Source organism: Herbaspirillum huttiense, from assembly GCF_047300815.1.
Classification (GTDB): Bacteria; Pseudomonadota; Gammaproteobacteria; order Burkholderiales; family Burkholderiaceae_D; genus Herbaspirillum; species Herbaspirillum huttiense_A.
Genome location: NZ_CP178608.1, coordinates 2813333 through 2831805 on the forward strand (window position 1 = coordinate 2813333; position 18473 = coordinate 2831805).

At 65.3% G+C, this 18473-nt stretch carries 11 protein-coding genes; 6 read left to right on the top strand and 5 right to left on the bottom strand.

All coding sequences use genetic code 11. The annotated features are described in order from the left end of the window. Window positions 1-14: 14 nt before the first annotated feature. Window positions 15-3455 carry an alpha-1,4-glucan--maltose-1-phosphate maltosyltransferase gene (locus ACLRDN_RS13025; protein WP_413456603.1) on the bottom strand — a complete coding sequence of 1147 codons (3441 nt, stop codon included), beginning with the start codon at window positions 3453-3455 and terminating at the stop codon, window positions 15-17. A 492-nt stretch (window positions 3456-3947) separates the two neighbouring features. On the opposite strand from ACLRDN_RS13025, the gene ACLRDN_RS13030 reads away from it, so the two are divergent. From ACLRDN_RS13030 to ACLRDN_RS13045, 4 genes are all read left to right on the top strand, one after another. Then, on the top strand, window positions 3948-4952 hold the full coding sequence (locus tag ACLRDN_RS13030) for an MBL fold metallo-hydrolase (protein WP_413456604.1): 1005 nt from the start codon (window positions 3948-3950) through the stop codon (window positions 4950-4952). A gap of 13 nt (window positions 4953-4965) precedes the next feature. Next, complete coding sequence (locus ACLRDN_RS13035) at window positions 4966-6144, top strand: YbfB/YjiJ family MFS transporter (protein ID WP_413456605.1); 1179 nt, start codon at window positions 4966-4968, stop codon at window positions 6142-6144. Between the two features lie 131 nt (window positions 6145-6275). Next, a complete protein-coding gene (locus ACLRDN_RS13040) occupies window positions 6276-7457 on the top strand; it encodes an acyl-CoA dehydrogenase family protein (RefSeq protein WP_413456606.1) in 1182 nt (393 codons plus the stop codon). 223 nt (window positions 7458-7680) lie between these two features. Continuing rightward, window positions 7681-10188 carry an EAL domain-containing protein gene (locus ACLRDN_RS13045; protein WP_413456607.1) on the top strand — a complete coding sequence of 836 codons (2508 nt, stop codon included), beginning with the start codon at window positions 7681-7683 and terminating at the stop codon, window positions 10186-10188. Between the two features lie 144 nt (window positions 10189-10332). Here the strand turns inward: ACLRDN_RS13045 and ACLRDN_RS13050 are convergent, their stop codons facing one another. Then, window positions 10333-10632 (bottom strand): hypothetical protein, encoded by a 300-nt coding sequence (locus tag ACLRDN_RS13050; protein WP_413456608.1) that lies wholly within the window; start codon window positions 10630-10632, stop codon window positions 10333-10335. A gap of 261 nt (window positions 10633-10893) precedes the next feature. Between ACLRDN_RS13050 and ACLRDN_RS13055 the strand changes: the two genes are divergently transcribed. Together ACLRDN_RS13055 and ACLRDN_RS13060 are read left to right on the top strand one after the other, a co-directional pair. Further along, window positions 10894-13134 (top strand): TonB-dependent siderophore receptor, encoded by a 2241-nt coding sequence (locus ACLRDN_RS13055; protein WP_413456609.1) that lies wholly within the window; start codon window positions 10894-10896, stop codon window positions 13132-13134. Then, entirely contained in the window at window positions 13128-14435 is a 1308-nt protein-coding gene (locus tag ACLRDN_RS13060) for a PepSY-associated TM helix domain-containing protein (RefSeq protein ID WP_413456610.1), read from the top strand. Before ACLRDN_RS13055 ends, ACLRDN_RS13060 begins: the two co-directional genes overlap by 7 nt. On the opposite strand, the gene ACLRDN_RS13065 is transcribed toward ACLRDN_RS13060, so the two are convergent. The 3 genes from ACLRDN_RS13065 to ACLRDN_RS13075 form a co-directional block, all read right to left on the bottom strand. Further along, the gene (locus tag ACLRDN_RS13065; protein WP_413456611.1) at window positions 14368-14895 is read right to left on the bottom strand and encodes an RNA polymerase factor sigma-70; all 528 of its coding nucleotides are present in this window, start codon (window positions 14893-14895) and stop codon (window positions 14368-14370) included. The genes ACLRDN_RS13060 and ACLRDN_RS13065 overlap by 68 nt on opposite strands. A 24-nt stretch (window positions 14896-14919) precedes the next feature. Beyond that, window positions 14920-17355 carry a TonB-dependent siderophore receptor gene (locus ACLRDN_RS13070; protein WP_413456612.1) on the bottom strand — a complete coding sequence of 812 codons (2436 nt, stop codon included), beginning with the start codon at window positions 17353-17355 and terminating at the stop codon, window positions 14920-14922. A gap of 82 nt (window positions 17356-17437) precedes the next feature. Then, entirely contained in the window at window positions 17438-18430 is a 993-nt protein-coding gene (locus tag ACLRDN_RS13075) for a FecR family protein (protein WP_413456613.1), read from the bottom strand. Between the last annotated feature and the right edge of the window lie 43 nt (window positions 18431-18473).

Below are 18473 nucleotides of genomic sequence, written 5' to 3' on the forward strand. Positions count from 1 at the left end.
TGATCGTATTCACTTCATGTCTCCCCTGCGCGAATGCGCCAGATGCGATAAGGCCGGTCACGCGGATCCAGAACGACCGACTGATGGGTGCCCATCCATGTGAAGCGTTGCTCATGGAGCAGGTCTTCCACCTGCAGGCGCGCCTGTTCGCCTTGATCGGCGATACCAAAGCCTGCAAGCGGCAATGCGAGATCGCCCTGCCGGGTCTGGAAGGGGTCGAGATTGATGGCGACCAGCACCGTGTTGTCACCGAATCGCGCCGCATCCGTGGCACTGGAAGCGCCGGAAGGCATGGCCGGTGTGGACTTGACGAAGCAGAGCAGGTGCTCGTTGCTCACCGGCAGGAAACGCACGCCCAGATGCGTCTGCAACGCCGGGTTCTCCTTGCGGATGCGGTTGAGCAGGGTGATGTCTTCGATGATGTTGCCCGGGCGCTGCCAGTCCCAGCTGCGGATCTCGTATTTTTCGGAATCGAGGTACTCCTCTTTTCCCGGCACCGCGCTGGCCTCGCACAGCTCGAAGCCGCTATAGACACCCCACAATCCGGACAAAGTCGCCGCTAGCGCAGCGCGAATCTGGAAGCCAGCGCGGCCGGAGCGCTGCAGGAAAAAAGGATTGATGTCCGGCGTATTGACAAAGAAATGGGGACGATAGAAGTCGCAAGGCTGTGCGGCATCGCCGCGATCCGTCGTCAATTCGAGCAGATAGTCGATCAGCTCCTGCTTGCCATGACGCCAGGTGAAATACGTATAGGACTGCGAGAATCCCACCTTGGCCAGCCGGTACATCGGCTTGGGCCGGGTGAAGGCCTCCGACAGGAAGATCACCTGCGGGTAGCGGCTGCGTACCGAGGCGATCATCCATTCCCAGAACGGGAAAGGCTTGGTATGCGGGTTATCGACACGAAATACGTGAACGCCCTGTTGCACCCAGAAGACCACAATATCGCGCAAGGCCAGCCACAGATCGGGAATGGCTTGTTCCGCGTAGAAGTCGACGTTGACGATGTCCTGGTATTTCTTTGGCGGATTCTCGGCATAGCGCATCGATCCGTCCGGACGCCAGGCGAACCAGCCCGGATGTTCCTTCAGCCAAGGATGATCAGGCGAGCATTGAATCGCAAAATCGAGGGCCAGTTCGAGCCCTTGTCCCGCCGCTGCATCCCGCAAGCGCAGGAAGTCTTCCAGCGAGCCGAGTTGCGGATGGATGGCATCGTGCCCTCCTGCCTCGCTGCCGATGGCATAGGGACTGCCGGGATCGTCCTCGGCAGCCGTGACGCTGTTGTTCTTCCCCTTGCGATGTGTCTTTCCGATCGGATGGATGGGTGGGAAATAGAGCGTATCGAACCCCATTGCGCTGATGGCGGGCAAGCGTTTGATGACGTCATCGAATGTCCCATGCTCGGCGATGCTTCCGCTCTGCGACCGGGGGAACAGTTCGTACCAGCTGGAAAAGCGTGCCGCCGCACGTTCCGCCTCGACCGGGTATTCCACCGGGGTGCGCGCAAGAAAGGCGCGCGCGCCTGATGGCCCGGCCAACTGACGCACCAGTTCTCTGGTGCTTTCTGCGCACAGCAAGGCGGCCCGCTTGTCGGCATCTGCCTGCGGATCGGCGCTGCGCTTTTTCCTCGCCGATGCGGATCGCAAGGACTTCAGCAAGGCGGTGCTGGCTTCCAGCACGTCCTCGTCCACGTTGCGTTCTGCCGCTTCCTTGGCCAGCCGGGCGATGAGCAGGCATCCTTCTTCCAGTTCCAGCGAAACGTCCTGCCCCGCGGCACGCTTTTTCTGCAGACCGTCATGGAAGGTCTCGAACTCATCGCTCCAGGCTTCAATGCAGAAGTAATGCCTGCCCAGCTGGGTGAGGGACACCCGGGCCTGCCAGCGATCATTGACGTCCGGTTGCATGGGGATGCGCTGCCATTGCGTTTCGTCGGCTGCGCGCACGAGTACCTCGGCGGCAAGATGATCGTGGCCATCCATGAAGAGATCGGCACCGACGATGAAGTGCTCGCCGACCATGCGTTTGGCAGCAAAGCGGCCTTCATCGACGGCAGGCGTGACCCGCTCGATGGCAATGCGGTGGGCGCGCATCTCAGGCGACGCTGGCCTTGTCTGGTCCAGTTCACCAGGCACGGCCTGCAGCGGCGTCATCGGCCACCGTGTCACGGCACCCGGCGCGAGGACCAGCTCTTCCGCGAGCGCAGGCGCTGCAGCGGTTCGCAGGCGCTCATGCCAACTGTCATCCTGCACACGTACCGAGCGATCCAGAAATGGATTGATGGCGATGAGCAGACTGCCCTCAGAGACGGCACTTGGTTTTTCCATGAGGAGCCACGGTGAATCGGGAGGGCTAAGGGGCCTCAAGGCAATTCGCGCGGCAAGGAGCTGGCCGTTCTCCTGGTGCTGTTGACGGGCCTCGGAGTCTTGCGCCAGGGTGCGGTTGGCCTCAGTCACCTCCGGACGGAAATCAAGATCGGCATCCGCACACGCCTGTTGATAGGCGCTCGGGTTGGTCAATCGTGTTGCGCTGCCAGCCAGTCGCGCCAGGCTCAGCGCTTCGGTGAGACCGAATTCGAAGCCCATCGGCATCATCCAACCGGCTGCGCTGACGGTGGCGAAATGCAACGCCCGCAATGCGCCTGCTCGGCGCGTTTGTAGATCGTCCAAGCCCAAGGCGCGGGCCAGTCGCGGACCCGCCGGATCTTCCGGGAAGGCCAACACCGGGGCGATCGCCGCGAGCTTGTGGTATTCGCGAAAAAACCATGGCGCACGAAAGTCCCACCAGGCACCCGAAGAGAACACGGCATCGAAGCCGCTGCCCACCAGCTGATCAAGCTGATCGTGGCCACATCCCGGCGTCCAGGCAAGGAAACGGCAATTCGGGTGCTGCCGGCGTGCCATGACCATCAGGTGCTGCCATGCAGGTACCGGCATGCTGCCGGGCTCCCGGCAAACGAATCGGCTCACGCCAGCCTCCAGCAGACGCGTGAGGCGCGCCCCCCACCACGTCAGCAGACCCTCGGCTGCGCCGGGCTCATCAAAGCGTGGCCGGCGGGTGAGCAGCTCATCGGCTGCGCTGAGCGTGTGCGGGAATCGCGGGTCAGGCAACGGATCGGCCTCGGCCGCTTCCAGCATCCCTGGCGGGCTGGAAAACCACGCCGGATGATCCAGCAAGATCGGATCATCAGCATGCAAGCGGGTCGGCGTGAAGTCCACCAGCAGCTGCAAACTGTGCCGTTGGCAGAGTATGCCGATCTCCGCCAGCCGCGAAGCGCTCGACTGAATTGCATCATCGCCGTTCGGCTTGGCAATCCACTGGTCGCCCAACAGCAGGACGTGATCGAAGCCCATAGATGCACAGCGGCCCAGCAGATCGTCCCAGCCGGCAGGTGCAACCAGGTCGGGATCGACGCCGTAGATGCGAGGAGAAAATTCGGGGAAGGAAGGATGGTCCAAAGCCTGTCTCTCTTTGCTGTTGAGGTCGCATCTCATTGGCGGGGAGTTCGTGCGAGGCGACTAAATCTGGCGGACGACGGTTCTTGTTGTTCGGTTTATCGCATCGCCGTGATGGAGTTCAAGTTAGCAATTCAGGCCAGCGGCAGACATCGGACAGCGGCTCATACCCATGTAGGATGGCGCCTTGCTTTACCGGTCCTCCTGGCATTGAGCCTTCGGCAATGGCATGCGCCCTCTGGAAAGCCCGCTGGCTCTCCGCAAGGGCAAGAGCTCAGCAGTCTTCTCTTGACTGCGAGGCATCTGTCCGTGGATCAGTCCACCTATCCTTTCGTATAGCTAGACACTGCAGCCGCTGCTGAGCACACTCCTCCCCGTCCCCCGCCACTACGGCGGCCCATGCCCTGCTTCGCCGCTCTTGCTACCGCCTTCACTGCCTGCGCAGGTCTGGCGTGGTGGCCTGGGCCGCGTTGCCGCTCTCTGAGGAGTCTTGCCATGCATCGTTCATCCAACGCGATTTCGTCCACCCCCTCCCGCACTCATTCAGCGCTGCTGCGTCCGCTGGCTGCGGCCTCTGCCGCCCTCATCGCCCTGGCCGTGGTGCATGCCGCTTACGCCGAAGCGCCGCTGCACAAGAACCAGCCCGGTTTCTATCGCACCATGATCGGCGACATCGAAGTCACCGCGCTCTCCGACGGCACCAATCGCCTGCCGGCCGGCAAGATGCTGCGCGGCGTCAGCAAGGAAGACCTGGAGCAGCGCCTGCAGGCTGCCTTCGTCAGCGACCCGGTCGAGACGTCCGTCAATGCCTTCCTGGTCAATACCGGCAAGAAGCTGATCCTCATCGATACCGGCGCCGGTGGCGTGCTTGACGCCGACAGCGGCCATCTGCTCACCAGCCTGAAGGCCGCCGGCTACCGCCCCGAGCAGGTCGACGAGGTCTACCTGACCCACCTGCATCCGGACCATGAAGCCGGTCTGACCCACAAGGGCAAGCGCGTCTTCCCCAAGGCCGTGGTGCGGGCTGACAAGAAAGACGCCGACTACTGGCTCAATCCCGCCAACAAGGCCCAGGCCAGCCCCATCAACCAGGAGTTCTTCGAGGTCGCCGAAAAGTCGCTCAAGCCCTATATTGCCGCCGGCAAATTCCGTCCGTTCGAGGGTGACACGCAACTGCAGCCCGGCATTTCCAGCGTGGCCAACTACGGCCACACGCCCGGGCACAACGCCTACCTGGTCAGCAGCAAGGGCCAGCGTCTCCTGATCGTGGGCGACATGATCCATGTGGCCGCCGTGCAGTTCCCGCAGCCCGACATCACCATCGGCTTCGATACCGATGAGAAGGAAGCCCAGCAGGATCGCCGCAAGGCCTTCGACGCCGTCGCCGACGCCAAGGAACTCATCGCCGGCGCGCACTTGTCCTTCCCGGGCATCGGCCATATCGTCAAGGATGGCAGCGGCTATCGCTGGGTGCCGATCAACTACGCGCTGGTGCGCTGATCGGCGGGCAGGCATGGCTTCCTCACCTGCTCCTTCGGGCGCTGCAGCCACCGGCTACGTGCCGGCCATCTTTGCCGGCCTGGTGGCCAGCCTGGTCGGTATCGGCCTGGCGCGTTTCGGCTACACGCCGCTGTTGCCGGTGATGATCCACGCGCAATGGTTCGATGCCTCCCAGGCGGCCTACCTGGGGGCGGCCAATCTGGCCGGCTACCTGGTCGGCGCCTTCTCGGGCCGTGCCATGGCGCGCTATCAGGGCCCGGTGGCCGTGCTGCGGCTGATGACACTGCTGGCCTCGGTGTCCTTCATCGGCTGTGCGTTTCCCTTGTCGCAGGTCTGGTTCTTCTGCTGGCGCCTGCTCTCGGGAATCGCCGGCGGCGCCATCATGGTGCTGGTCTCTGGGGTGGTGCTGCACCGGGTGCCGCACAGCAAGCGCGGACTGGCCAGCGGCGCGATCTTCTTCGGGATCGGTATCGGCGTCATCCTCTCCGGGACGGTGGTGCCGCTGATGCTGTCGCTGAGTCTGCAGGCCACCTGGCTGGCCCTGGGCGGCCTGGCCCTGCTGTTGACGGCGGCCAGCTGGTTTGCCTGGCCGGCGCACGATCACACGGCGGTGCGCAGCATGACCTCCATGAAGAAAGCACCGCTGTCCCCGGCATTGCGGCTGCTCTTCGTGCAGTACGCCCTGGCCGCGCTTGGGCTGGTGCCGGAAATGCTGTTCCTGGTCGATTACATTGCCCGCGAGCTCAACCACGGCACTGCCCTGGGGTCAGCCACCTGGGTGGCCTATGGTATCGGCGCCTCGGTCGGCCCGCTGTTCTATGGCTGGGCAGCGGACCGCTGGGGCGCACGCAAGTCGATGCTGGCAGCGTTCGGCGTACAGCTGCTGGCAGTGCTGGCGCTGGGTCTGGTCAGTCAGCTGGCGGCGCTCATGGTGCTGGCCGTGATCATCGGTTCCTTCCCCGCCGGGGTGGTGCCGCTGGCGCTGGCACGGCTGCATGGCCTGAGCGACGACGCCCACGCGCGCGAGGCCATCTGGAGCCGGCTCACCGTCGCCTTTGCGCTGGCCCAGGCGCTGGGGGGCTACGCCTACTCTGCGCTTTATGCGGTGAGCAACGGACATCACCTCAGTACCTTTTTGATCGGTGCGGCCGCCCTGGGGCTGGCGCTGATCGTCGGCCTGCGCAGCCGCTGAAAGCGCGCGGGCGGCAGTATGCGCCGCCCGCGCAAGCTAAGAAGAAATTCGCAGTTTGGTCCGGCGCTTCGTGACCCTATGATGTCCGCATCCTTGCCATCCGCTGCAAGGCCGACACCGGACACGACCTCATGAGCCAAATCTCCCCCGACCTCCTGCAACGCATGGCCGATGGCGCTGCCCAGCGCGACGCCCAGCGCGAACAACCCTTTGACGTCATCGCCGAAGTCAAGGCCACCGGCTTCGGTGCCGGCCGCCTCGATGCCGACTACGGCGGCGGCGGCGCCACCTTCGTCGAGACCCTCGATACGGCCATCCAGCTGGGTGCGGCCGATCCCAATGTGGCCCACATCTGGCGCAATCACCATGTCGCCCTCGAACGCCTGCTCAATGCCCCCCTGCAGCACGCCGGCGTGCAGCGCCTGCGCGAGCGCGTGCGGGCCGGTGACCTGGTCGGGGCTTCCCACACCGAACTGGGCCAGCCCCAGATCGGCGGCAACTCGCCCCTGGCCACGCGCCTGGTGCGCCAGGGCGATCACTACGTGCTCAACGGCCAGAAGTTCTACTCCACCGGCTCGCTCTTCGCCGACTGGCTGCACGTGACGGTGTCAGTGGAAGATGGCCGCCGCGCGGTGGTGCTGCTGCCGCGCCAGCGTGAAGGCGTGCTGACCGTCGACGACTGGTTCGGCATGGGCCAGCGCCTCACCGGCAGCGGCACGACCGTCTTCGAGAACGTGGTGGTGGCCGCCGATGAAGTGGTCCTGCCGGACCAGGTGCCGGTGCGCCAGGCCGTCTTCGGCTCGACCATCGCCCAGCTCTTCCTGACCTCGGTGATCGCCGGCGTGGTCAGCGCCGTGGCCCGTGATGGCGCCGCCCTGTTGAGCAAGCGCAAGCGCAACTACTACTACGCCCCCACGCCCTCGGCCGCACAGGATCCCATCCTGCTGACTGCCCTCGGCGAACGCGATGCCGATGCCTTCGCCACCCGCGCCGTGGTGCTGGCCGCAGCCGCCGAAGCTGACCGCGCCTATGCCGCCCTGAAGGCCAATGCGTCTGACGCCGATGATCGCCTGCAGGATGCGGCCGCTGCCGCCGCCCGCGCCAAGATCACGGTGGACCGCATCGCCCATCACGCCGCCACGGCGCTGTTCGATATCGCCGGGGCCTCGGCCACCCTCGCCCAGTTCAACCTGGATCGCCACTGGCGCAACATCCGCACCATCTCCACCCACAACCCCACCTCGCACAAGGCCTACGCCCTGGGCAACCTGAGCGCAAACCAGGTGAGGCTGCCGACTCAGGGCTTCTTCTGATCGCACCCTCGCAGGGGCGGCCTGCGCCGATAATGGTTTCCATTTGGTTGGATGTCCTATAAAGTAGTCAAAAAACCAATCAGGGACAGGCGCAGGCAACATGAAGATTCCAGTACCCATTCTGGCTGCGACGGGGGACAGGGCGGCATCTGCGCGTCGTTCCCGGCGCTTGCGCAACAAGCTGTCAAGGTCGCTGCTATGGCTGCTCGTCTGCTGCAGCTCGATGGCGGCCCATGCTCAGACAGCGCCACCCAATCCCACGTCTGCCCCTGGCAAGGTTCTCACGGTCGGGGTCTATCAAAATCCCCCCAAGATCTTCTTCGATGGCGAAGGCACCGCCACCGGCCTGCACATCGACCTGATCCGCCTGATCGCCGAGCGCGAACATTGGCAGTTGCGCTTCGTCCCCTGTGAATGGCAGGCCTGCCTGCAGCAGGTGGAAAACGGCCAGCTCGACTTGCTGCCCGACGTCGCGTGGAACGAGCAACGCGCCAAGGTCCTGCAGTTCCCTGCGGTGCCGGCGCTCTACAGCTGGTCCATCCTGTATCGCAATCGCGGCGTCGTCATCAATTCGGTCTTTGATCTCAAGGACAAGAAGATCGGCCTGCTGGAAAACTCGGTCCAGGCCAATTACTTCCGCAACCTGATCGACAACTCCGGCATCAAGGTCCGGCTGGTGCCGCTGCACAATATCGAGTCCGGTTTCAGGATGGCGTCCGCAGGCGAGATCGACGGCATCATTGCCAGCCAGCAAGCAGGCGACATGCTGGCCGACCGCTACCAGTTGTCCGTTACCAGCATCGTGTTCCAGCCGGTGAAGCTGTTCTTCGTCAGCGGCCGCCAGCAGGCGCCCGAGATCCTGGCCGCCATCGACCGCACGCTGGCCCAATGGCAGGCCGATCCCGCCTCCATCTACTTCGACATCCTGCGCAAATGGGGGCGCGGCAACACCAGCGTGCCCAACTATCTCTGGTGGCTGCTGGGAGGCGCCCTGGTGCTGCTGGCCTGCGCCCTGCTGATTGCCGCCTACCTCAAGCGCGAAGTCGCACGCCGCACCGCCCGGCTTCAGCAGAGCGAAATCTCGCTGCGCATTGCGGCGGCCGCCTTCCACTCCTCCGAAGCGATCTGGGTCATGGATGCCGGGCGCAAGGTTCTGGACGCCAATGCAGCCTTCACCGAACTGACGGGATATCGGCTGCACGAGCTGCCCGAGGGCGGCTTGCTGCCCTGTCAGCGCGACGAAGACAACGACGATTTCCGCACCAGGCTATGGGCGCTGGTACAGCGCGATGGCAAATGGCAAGGGGAATTGCGGGTCTGGCGAAAGGACGGTACGACCTTCTGCGCCGTGGTGACCCTGACAGCTGTCACCGATCCTGACGGGCGTATCAGCCACTATGTGGGCACCCAGATCGACATCAGCAGCCAGAAACGCTTGCAGGACGAAACCCGGCAACTGGCCTTCTATGATCCGCTGACCGGCTTGCCCAACCGGCGCCTGCTGCTCGACAAGATCGGCGCTGCCAGCAGCCAGGGGCACGCGGCGGCGCTGTTCTTCATCGATATGGACAACTTCAAGGATATCAACGATGCCTTGGGCCACTCCATCGGCGACCGCCTGCTGTGCCAGATCGCCGCGCGCCTGAAGGAACTGGCCGGTGAGGGCCTGGTGGCGCGCCTGGGCGGCGACGAATTCGTGGTGCTGTGCGAGCAGTCGCAGTCAGGCAGCGAGGTGGCGCAGGACGCCGCCCTGCAGTTCGGCCAGCGCATCGTCGCGGCCATGGAGCAGCGTTTCGACCTGAACGGGCTCAGTCACTTCGCCACCTGTTCGGTCGGTGTCACCCTCATGCAAGGCGATGGCGCCAGCGTCGAAGACCTGCTGCGCCGGGGCGACCTGGCCATGTACGCGGCCAAGCAGAAAGGCCGCAATACCTGCTGCGTGTTCGATCAGCAGATGGAGCAGGCGCTGCATTTCCGCACCGGGCTGGAAAGCGACCTGCGGCGCGCCATCGGCAGTAGCGAATTCCTGCTGCACTACCAGCCCCAGCGCGACCAGGCCGGACGGCTGATCGGGGTGGAAGCCCTGGCGCGCTGGAACAGTCCTTTCCGGGGCAGCGTCTCGCCGGGCATTTTCATTCCGGTGGCCGAGGCCTCGGGGCTGATCCTGCCACTGGGCCACTGGGTCTTCGAGCAGGCCTGCCGCCAGTCGGTGCGCTGGAATCGCCCAGGACGACGGCAGCCGGTGGTCATCGCCGTCAACGTCAGCGCGGTGCAGGTCCGCCAGCCCGACTTCGTGTCATGCATCCTGGGCACGCTCAAGGCGACCGGCGCCGATCCCTGCCACCTCAAGCTGGAGCTAACCGAGTCGGCCATGGTCGATGACGTCGAGGCCACGATCGACAAGATGCTGGAGCTGAAGCATCACGGTCTGGCCTTGTCGCTGGATGATTTCGGGACCGGCTATTCGTCGCTGTCCCTGCTCAAGAAACTGCCCATCGACCAGCTCAAGATCGACCAGTCCTTCGTGCGAGAACTCTTGTTTGCGCCCAGTGACGTGGCCATTGCCAAGAGCGTCATTACGCTGGGCGATGCGCTGGGGCTGGAGGTCATTGCCGAGGGGGTGGAAACACGCGAGCAACAACAATTCCTGGCCGCGCTGGGGTGCACGCGCTACCAGGGGTATCTGTTTGGACGGCCGGTGCCGCCAGAGCAGTTCGAGGGGCTGGATTGACGCAATGATCCGCTCGCCTGCTGCCGCCTGGATCGATGTGTGAAGCCAAGCGCAGAGAAGGCGCCATAGGCCGCCTGCCATGGCAGTACGAAAAGATGCATCGACCAGCGCGTGAACAAAAGCAGCAAGCGCGCGTGACAGCTTTCACTGCGTAGCCCGGCGCTCCGCCATGGTCAGGTATTCGGCGTGCAGGTGGGCCGCTTCCAGCAGTTTGCGGCACTTGGCGCGCTCTGCAGGCAAGGCCGCCAGTTCATGCTGCAGCAACTGTTCGATGATCTCGGCTGCCTCCATCGGTTCGGTCCCCGCCGTCTGCATGGCCAGCAGGCAGTTGCGGACCGTGGCGCGCACCAGCTCGCCGATGGGCTGGTCCTGCTCGGACATCTCGCACAGCCGCACGATGATGCCCAGGTGACGCCGCGCGATGCTCATGGCATTGGTACACATGACTCCCTCCTCGTTATGCAAACCAAGATAGGACGGGACGATCCACCGCGCCATCAGGCGTTTCCTGATTTCAACATCGACAAGCGGCGCGCATTCCCGGGCGATGAAAAGCTGGCCTCGCGTAGTCGGCGGCCGCTGATTTTCTCGTCGCGCCGCCCGTCGCCCTAAACAAGAACACGTCTCATTCGTCATCCAGAGAGCGGGCCCTCCGGCTCGTGCCAGCGCCGCTGGCGATCCCTCATTGCGACCACGCTCCCGACCATGACGACAAGAAAAACCTGCCGCACCTCCCTGCATGCCCGCGCTATCCTGCCCGCCCCCGTTGCCCGTCCGCGGCTGATGGTGCAGGCGTTGCGCCTGGCTTTGCTGGGTCTGCCCGCCACTGCCCCGGCCTGGGCACAGACCACCACCGATGCCGCGCTGCCCCAGGTCACCGTCACGGCTGGCCAGGAAGAACAAGCCACCGGCCCGGTCCACGGCTTCGTCGCCAAGCGCAGCGCGACCGCCACCAAGACTGATACCCCCATCACCGAAACACCGCAATCGATCTCGGTCGTCACGGCCGACCAGATCGCCACCCAGCAGGCGCGTTCGGTCTCGGAGGCGCTGGGCTACAGCAGCGGCATCCAGGTCTCCAATGGGGCCTTCGCCATTTCCGAGACGGCCTCGCTGCTGCGCGGCTTCCCCATCAACAATGGCGGCTCGCTCTACCGCGACGGCACGCTCACCGCCTCCAACGCCAGCTACAGCCGCTATGCGCCCGAACCCTACGGACTGGAACGCATCGAGCTGCTGCATGGACCGGCTTCGGTGATGTTCGGGCAGAACGCCCCGGGCGGACTGATTAACGTGGTCTCCAAGAAACCAACCACCACCACCCTGCGTGAATTGCAGGTGCAGGCCGGCAGTTTTGATCGCAAGCAGGTGGCCGGCGACTTCGGCGGTGCGCTCGATGAGGGCGGTGTCTGGTCCTATCGCATCACCGGGCTGGCACGCGACGCCGGTACCCAGGTCGATGGCACGGTGGATCGACGCCTGTTCCTGGCACCGTCCATCACCTGGCGTCCGTCCGACCGTACCGAATGGACCGGCCGCTTCGAGTACCAGCGCAGCGAAGGCTTGTCCAACAACGTCTTCCCGGCCAGCGGCACGGTCACGGCCAATCGCAACGGGCAGATCCCGACCAGCACGGCCGTGGGCCGCAGCGCCGACAACGGCGAGCGCTACGAAAACTGGTCGCTCAGCTCGCAGTTCTCGCACCAGTTCAACGAGACGTGGAGCTTGCGCCAGAACCTGCGCTATACCGATTACAACGGCACCCGCAACAGCATGCGCTTCGCCGCCTTCTACCCGGCTACGCAGTCGGCGACCGCCGCCTTGCAGCGCTGGCGACTGGGCACCGAGTCCGACACCTTCACCGCCGACCACCAGCTGCAGGCCGACTTCAGCACCGGTGCCGTGCAGCACAAGGTGTTGATGGGCGTGGACTTCCATCACACTGCAGGGACCGTGCGTGGCTACGTCAGTCCCAACACCCTGGCGGGCTATGTGCTCTCCAATATTTACACGACCAGCTACGGCAATCTTCCCGCCGTGCCCGAGAACTACAATCTGCGCACGGTGGATGACCAGCTGGGCGTCTATCTGCAGGACCAGTTGAAGATCGCCGAACGCTGGTTCCTCTCCGCCGGTCTCCGCCACGACCGTTCGCAACAGACCGTCAGCAACGCCATCGCCCGCACCCAGACCGACCGCAGCGACCGCGCCAACACGCGCAACCTGGGGCTGGTGCATGAATTGGCCAATGGCGTCTCGCCCTACCTGAGCTACACCGAATCCTTCACGCCCACCACCGGCACCAGCTTCGGCGGCGACATGCTCAAGCCGGAACGCGCCAAGCAATACGAAGCCGGCGTGAAATACGCGCCCGTCAATACCAATGCGCTCTTCACGCTGGCGGTATTCGACCTGCGCCGCCAGAACGTGGCCACCACCGACCTGGCCCATGCAGGCTACTCGGTGCAGACCGGCGCGGCCCGCTCCAAAGGCGTGGAGCTGGAAGGCAAGCTGTCCCTCGCCGAGGGCCTGAGCCTGACCTCCAGCTACAGCTATACCAACGCCAAGGTCACCAGCAACAATGCCACCAGCAGCAGCACCGACACCCAAGGCAAGGCCTTGCCCGGTGCGGCCAGGCACAATGCCGGCGTGCTGGCGGACTATGCCTTCCAGCGTGGCGCGCTGGCCGGTGCGCATGTCTCGGCGGGGGTGCGTTACATCGGCCGAGCCTACGGCAATGCGCTCAATACCTTCGAGGTGCCTTCGGTCACGCTGCTGGACTTCGGCGCGCGCCTGGACCTGGGCCGCATCAATGCGGACTGGCGCAACTTTGAGCTGGCCTTCAAACTCAACAACGTGACCGATCGCGTCTACGCCTTCTGCTCGGAACTCTGCGAGTACGGCGCGCGCCGCACCGGCCTCGTGCAGTTGACCACGCGATGGTAAGCACGCTGTCCGCCTGGCTGTGTCGCCGTGCGCCACGCCGCCACCACCTGGTCCTGCTGCATCGCTGGACCGGGCTGGCCATCGCCTTCTTCCTGCTGGTGGCCTGCCTCACCGGCAGCCTCCTGAGCTTCGAGGAAGAACTCGACACCTGGCTGGCACCCGGGCTGCACCTGGCGCAGCCGGCGCCGGGCCAGGCGGCCACCGCGATGCTCGATCCTTACCAGTTGCGCGCACGGGTGGAACGGGCGCTGGGACCGCAGGCACAAATCAACCAGTTGATCCTGCATCCGCAAGCGGGGCGTACGGTGCGCTTCATCGCGGAACCGGCGCTGGATTGGTCCACCGGCAAGCCCTATCGACTCAGTTATGACGAGGTCTTTGCCAATCCCTACGATGGCACGGTGCAGGGCGTGCGCGACCGCAACGCGATCAGCCTGCGGCCCGCGCAGTTGATGCCCTTCCTGTTCAAGGTACATCATTCGATGGCCCTGCCGCGCGTGCCGGGCGCACTGCTCATGGGCATCGTGGCGCTACTGTGGACCCTAGACTGCTTCGTCGGCATGATCCTGACCTGGCCGCGCGCGCGGCCCTTCCTGGTGAAATGGAAACCGGCCTGGCTCATCAAGTGGCAGGCCGGTTTCTATCGCATCAATCTGGATCTGCATCGTGCCTGCGGGCTATGGCTGTGGGTGATGCTGCTGCTCATTGCCTGGTCCAGCGTGATGTTCAACCTGCGCGACCAGATCTATCTGCCGGTGATGTCGCAGATCCTGCCCTTCGATACCAGCTGGCGCGGCAGTGCGCCCCTGCCCAAGCCGCTGGTGCAGCCGCCACTGGAGTGGCCACAGGCCCATGCCATGGCACGGGCGGCCATGGCGCGCTTCGCGCAGGAACGTGGCCTGGCCATCGACTTCGAAGAAAAACTGAGTATGGATCGTCGCCGGGGCTTGTATGCATACATGGTCCACAGCAATGCAGACATCCGCAGCGACGCCGGCAATACCGGCTTGCTGATCGACCCCGCCACCGGCGATATCCGTGGCCACTGGCTGCCGCAGGGCGACCGCAGCGGCAATACCTTCAGCAACTGGATCGGCGCACTGCATATGGGCCAGGTGTTCGGCCTGCCGTGGCGTATCTTCCTGGCCGCGCTGGGCCTGCTGGTGAGCGTGCTCACCGTGACCGGCATCGTCATCTGGTGGAAGAAACGCGCAGCGCGCGCTCCACGTCAGGTCAAGGCGGCGGTGTCAGCGCAAGGCACTGGCGGCAGCTTGCCTGGGCATCGCGGATCAGGAAGTTGACCAGCGTGACCGAGATGCCCAGTTCGACGGCGATCTCGCGCTGGCTCAGCCCCGTCAGGCGATACAGCTCGAACGCGCGCCGGGTGCGGGCGGGCAAGCCATCCAATGCCTGGCTCACCAGTGCCAGGGTCTGGCGGCCGATGGCGATGGCCTCGGGGCCGTGGGCTTCTTCGTGGATGTCTTCACCGGCTTCTTCGTCGGCAAAGACATCGCTTTCGAAGCGGCAGCGGCGATGACGATCAATGGCCAGGTTGCGCACGATGCGCATCAGGTAGGCCTGAGGCTGGCGGATGGCGCAGCTTTCCTGTTCCTGCAGCTCGCCGATCTTGAGGTAGGCATCCTGCACGACGTCATCGGCACGATGCGGACATCCCAGGATGCGCTGGGCGGCCTCGCGCAGGCGCTGGCGCTGGCCGATGAAGTGCTGTTGCAGGCCGGTGGGTGCGGTGGCGTGATGCATGCGTCCGGGTCTCCTCGTGAAGTGCTACCAGCGATAGCGGGCACTGAGCACGGCGGTGCGCTCCTCGGCCCAGAAACAGGTCAGCGTCGGTTCGGCCAGGCAGGACGTGCTGCGGCGATTGGCCAGGTTGCTGACGTTGAGGGCATAGCGCCAATGGCCCTGGTCCACCCGCAGCATCGCGTCCAGCAACACCGTGGCGGCGTTGCGCACGCTGTTGTCGGCATTGGCGTAGCTGGCCCCCGTATAGCGTGCGCCGGCACCCATGCCCAGGCCGGGCAAGTCCGCGCCCGGCGTGTAGTCCAGCCACAGGCTGGCGGCATGGCGCGGCACCAGCATGGGCGTCTTGCCCACCAGCGACGCATCGGCATGGGCGGAATTGATGGCCTGCGTCCAGCTGTAGGCCGCCAGCAGGTTCAGTCCGGGTGACAGCGCACCGCGCGCTTCCAGCTCCAGGCCGCGTGAACGCACCTGGCTCTGGTCGACCGAGAAACTGGCGTTCTGCGGATCGCTGGTGAGGACATGATCCTTGGTGGTCTGGAACAGCGCAGCGGTGTAGAGCGCCCGTCCCGCCTCGGGCTGGAACTTGACGCCGGCTTCGATCTGGCGGCCGCGGCTGGGGGAGAACGGCCGGCCAGTCACATCCTGCCCCGGCTGCGGCAGGAAGGACGTGCTCAGGCTCAGGTACGGCACCAGCGACGGCAACAGCTTCCACGACAATCCGGCGCGATGGCTCAATGCATGGGCGCGCGTGTCGGTACGCACTGCGCTGCCCAGGTTGCGGTTGGTGTCGGTGACGCGGTCGTAACGGCTGCCCAGCGTCCAGACCAGCGATCCGTAGCGAATCTGGTCCTGCACGTAGAGCCCGGTCTGCTGCAGGTCCTCCTGCAAGCGCGCGACCAGTTGCGAGGCCATGGCGATGGGCAGGCCGTAGACCGGTGCGTCCAGGTCCAGGCTGGGCGCGTTGCCGCGATAGCGCTGCTCGTCCTGATGCATGCGGGTCAGGTCCAGGCCCAGTACCACGGTGTGTTCAGCGGCTCCCTGCTGCAACCGGCCTTGCAGGCGGGTATCGAGCTGGCTGCTTTGCAGTTGGGTGTCGTAGCGCGCTGCCATGCGGGTGAGCACGCTGCCATTGAGGCTGACCGGATTCAAGACCGAGTACTGCGAACGCAAGCCGGCCTGGCGGAAATCCTGCAGCAGCTGCCAGTTTTCATTCAGGCGATGCGCCAGCTGCCAGCCCAGCGACCATTGCTCGCCGCGCTGGCGGTCGATGCCGGGGTCGCCCACCAGCGTGTGGGAAAGGCTTCCGTCGGCATTGTCAGCGGTCCAGCGGCTGCTGCCGTTGCGGTCCTTGAGATAGTCGGCCAGCAAGGTGAGGCTGGTGTCGCTGCCCAGGCGCAGCCTGAGCGAGGGGGCCAGATACAGGCGGTCGTTCTCCACGGCGCGGCCATTGACGTAACGGAACTGGGTTTCGCTATCACGCACCAGTGCCACCAGACGAGCCTGCGCCTGCCCGTCCTTATCCAGCGTACCGCTGAGGTCGGCGGCCAGTTGGCGGGTGTTGAACGTCCCCGCCGAGAGCACCAGTTCATCGGGTGACTCCGCCCCTGCCAGCTTGCTGATGCGATTGACTACGCCGCCCGGATCGGCCTGGCCGATGGTGGCCGAAGCCGCCCCGCGCAGCACTTCGATGCGCTCCAGTCCATAGGCTTCGGTGCGGAACATGCCGAAGCCCGCCACCAGCTGCCGCAGGCCGTTGAGGTAGTTGCTGGTGTTCTGGGCATTGATGAAGCCGCGCAGGTTGAAGTAGTCGTAGCCGCGCGGATCCACGCCATGGGTCTGGGTGTTGGCTCCCGGCAGGTAGCGCAGCGCATCCATGACGCTGGCGGCACCGCGTGCATCCATCTCCTCGCGCGTGAGCACCGAGAGTGATTGCGGGAGCTCCAGCAGCGGTGTGGCGGTGCGGGTCGCGGTCTGGCCGTGGGTGGCGGCGTAGTCCGCTTGATCCCCGTGCATTGCCAGCCTGTCGGGACGGCCGACGATGACGACCTGTTTCAGGTGCTGGTCTTGCTCGGGGATGGCGTCATGGCCGGAACGCACAGGCCCCTGCCATTGCAGGCCATAGCCGCCGCCCGGCGTGCGCACCGCCCGCAGGCCGGATCCGGCCAGCAGGTGCGCGAGGGCCTCTTCCACCGCCAGATCGGCATCGAGGGCGGGGGCGGTTCGACCCTGCACCATGTCCGGCGCATAGGAGAGCGTGATGCCGGCCAGACGGGCGAAGCGGTTCAGGGCTTCGTCCAGCGGTGCGGCACCGAGCTGGTAATGGCGATGCACTGCCCTCGCCTCCTGCGCCCAGGCGAGTCCGCCGAAGCCCGGCACGGCGCAGGCCAGCAGCAAGCCCAGCACAAGGCCGGGCCGGCGCAGACGGTCAGCGTGCAATCGCGGCGGGATGAGGGCGGGCATGGAAAATGGCAAGAACATTCACTGGTTTCATGAGGTTTGCCGAAGCAGCCCCCCAAAACCCGCAATCCCTGCCAGAAAATTCTTATCGGCTGTTTTGCGCCGTCACCCGGACCCAGAAGCGGGTGCGTTGTTCGATGCGCACCGGCAGCGCCTGCGCCAGCGACTCCAGCGCGGCATCGCCATCGTGCAGCTGGAACACCCCCGACACCTTCAGGGACGCCACGCTGTCCTCGCAGACCAGCCAGCCGTGGCGATAGCGCGCCATCTCGGCCACCACGTCGCCCAGGCGCATGTCGTGCGCCACCAGCGTGCCATCGAGCCAGCCAGTGGGGTCCATGGCGGCCGCCGCAATGGCTTGCCGCCGCAGCTGGCCGCTTGCATCGATCTCCACCGTTTCGCCGGGGACGATCACGGTACGCGTGCCCTGCCCCGGGTCCACGTCCACCCGCCCTTCGAGAACGCTCAGGCGGGTCACGCCGTCTTGCTGGCGCACGGCGAAGCGCGTGCCCAGCGCCTGCAGGCGGGCCTGGGCGGTCTGGACCAGGAAAGGACGATGCCGGGGCGAGAGCCCATCACGGCCGGTATCGATGAAGATTTCGCCGCGTTCCAGGGCGATGAGGCGCTGCTGCCCATCGAACTGCAACTGCACGGCGGTGGCGGTATTGAGGGCCAGTTGCGTGCCGTCGCCCAGGGCCACGCGGCGCTGGGCGCCGGTCCCGGTGGCGTAGCGCTGGCCGGCAAGACTGTCGAAGAGCCCGGCCTGGCGCGCTGCGAAGCTGGCCAGGGCCACGCTGCCCAGTCCCAGCACCACCCCGCCAAGCCAGCGACGGCGCGACTGGCGGCGGCTGCGCGAGCGGTTCAGCGCCGAGAGCGGTTGCTGCCATTGCGCAGGCGCGACCGGCAAGGCCACCAGCCGCTGGAATTGGGCTTCTGCCGCCATCAGCTCGGCCCACACGCTTTCGTGGCGGCCATCTGCCGCGCGCCAGGCATCGATCCTGGCTTGCAAGGCCGCATCCGGCGCTACACCGGAAGGCTGTGCCCGCAGCTGGACCAGCCAGGCGATGGCTTGTTCCAATACGGGGTCAGGCGAGGCGGAAGGCATTGGATGGGCGGGCATA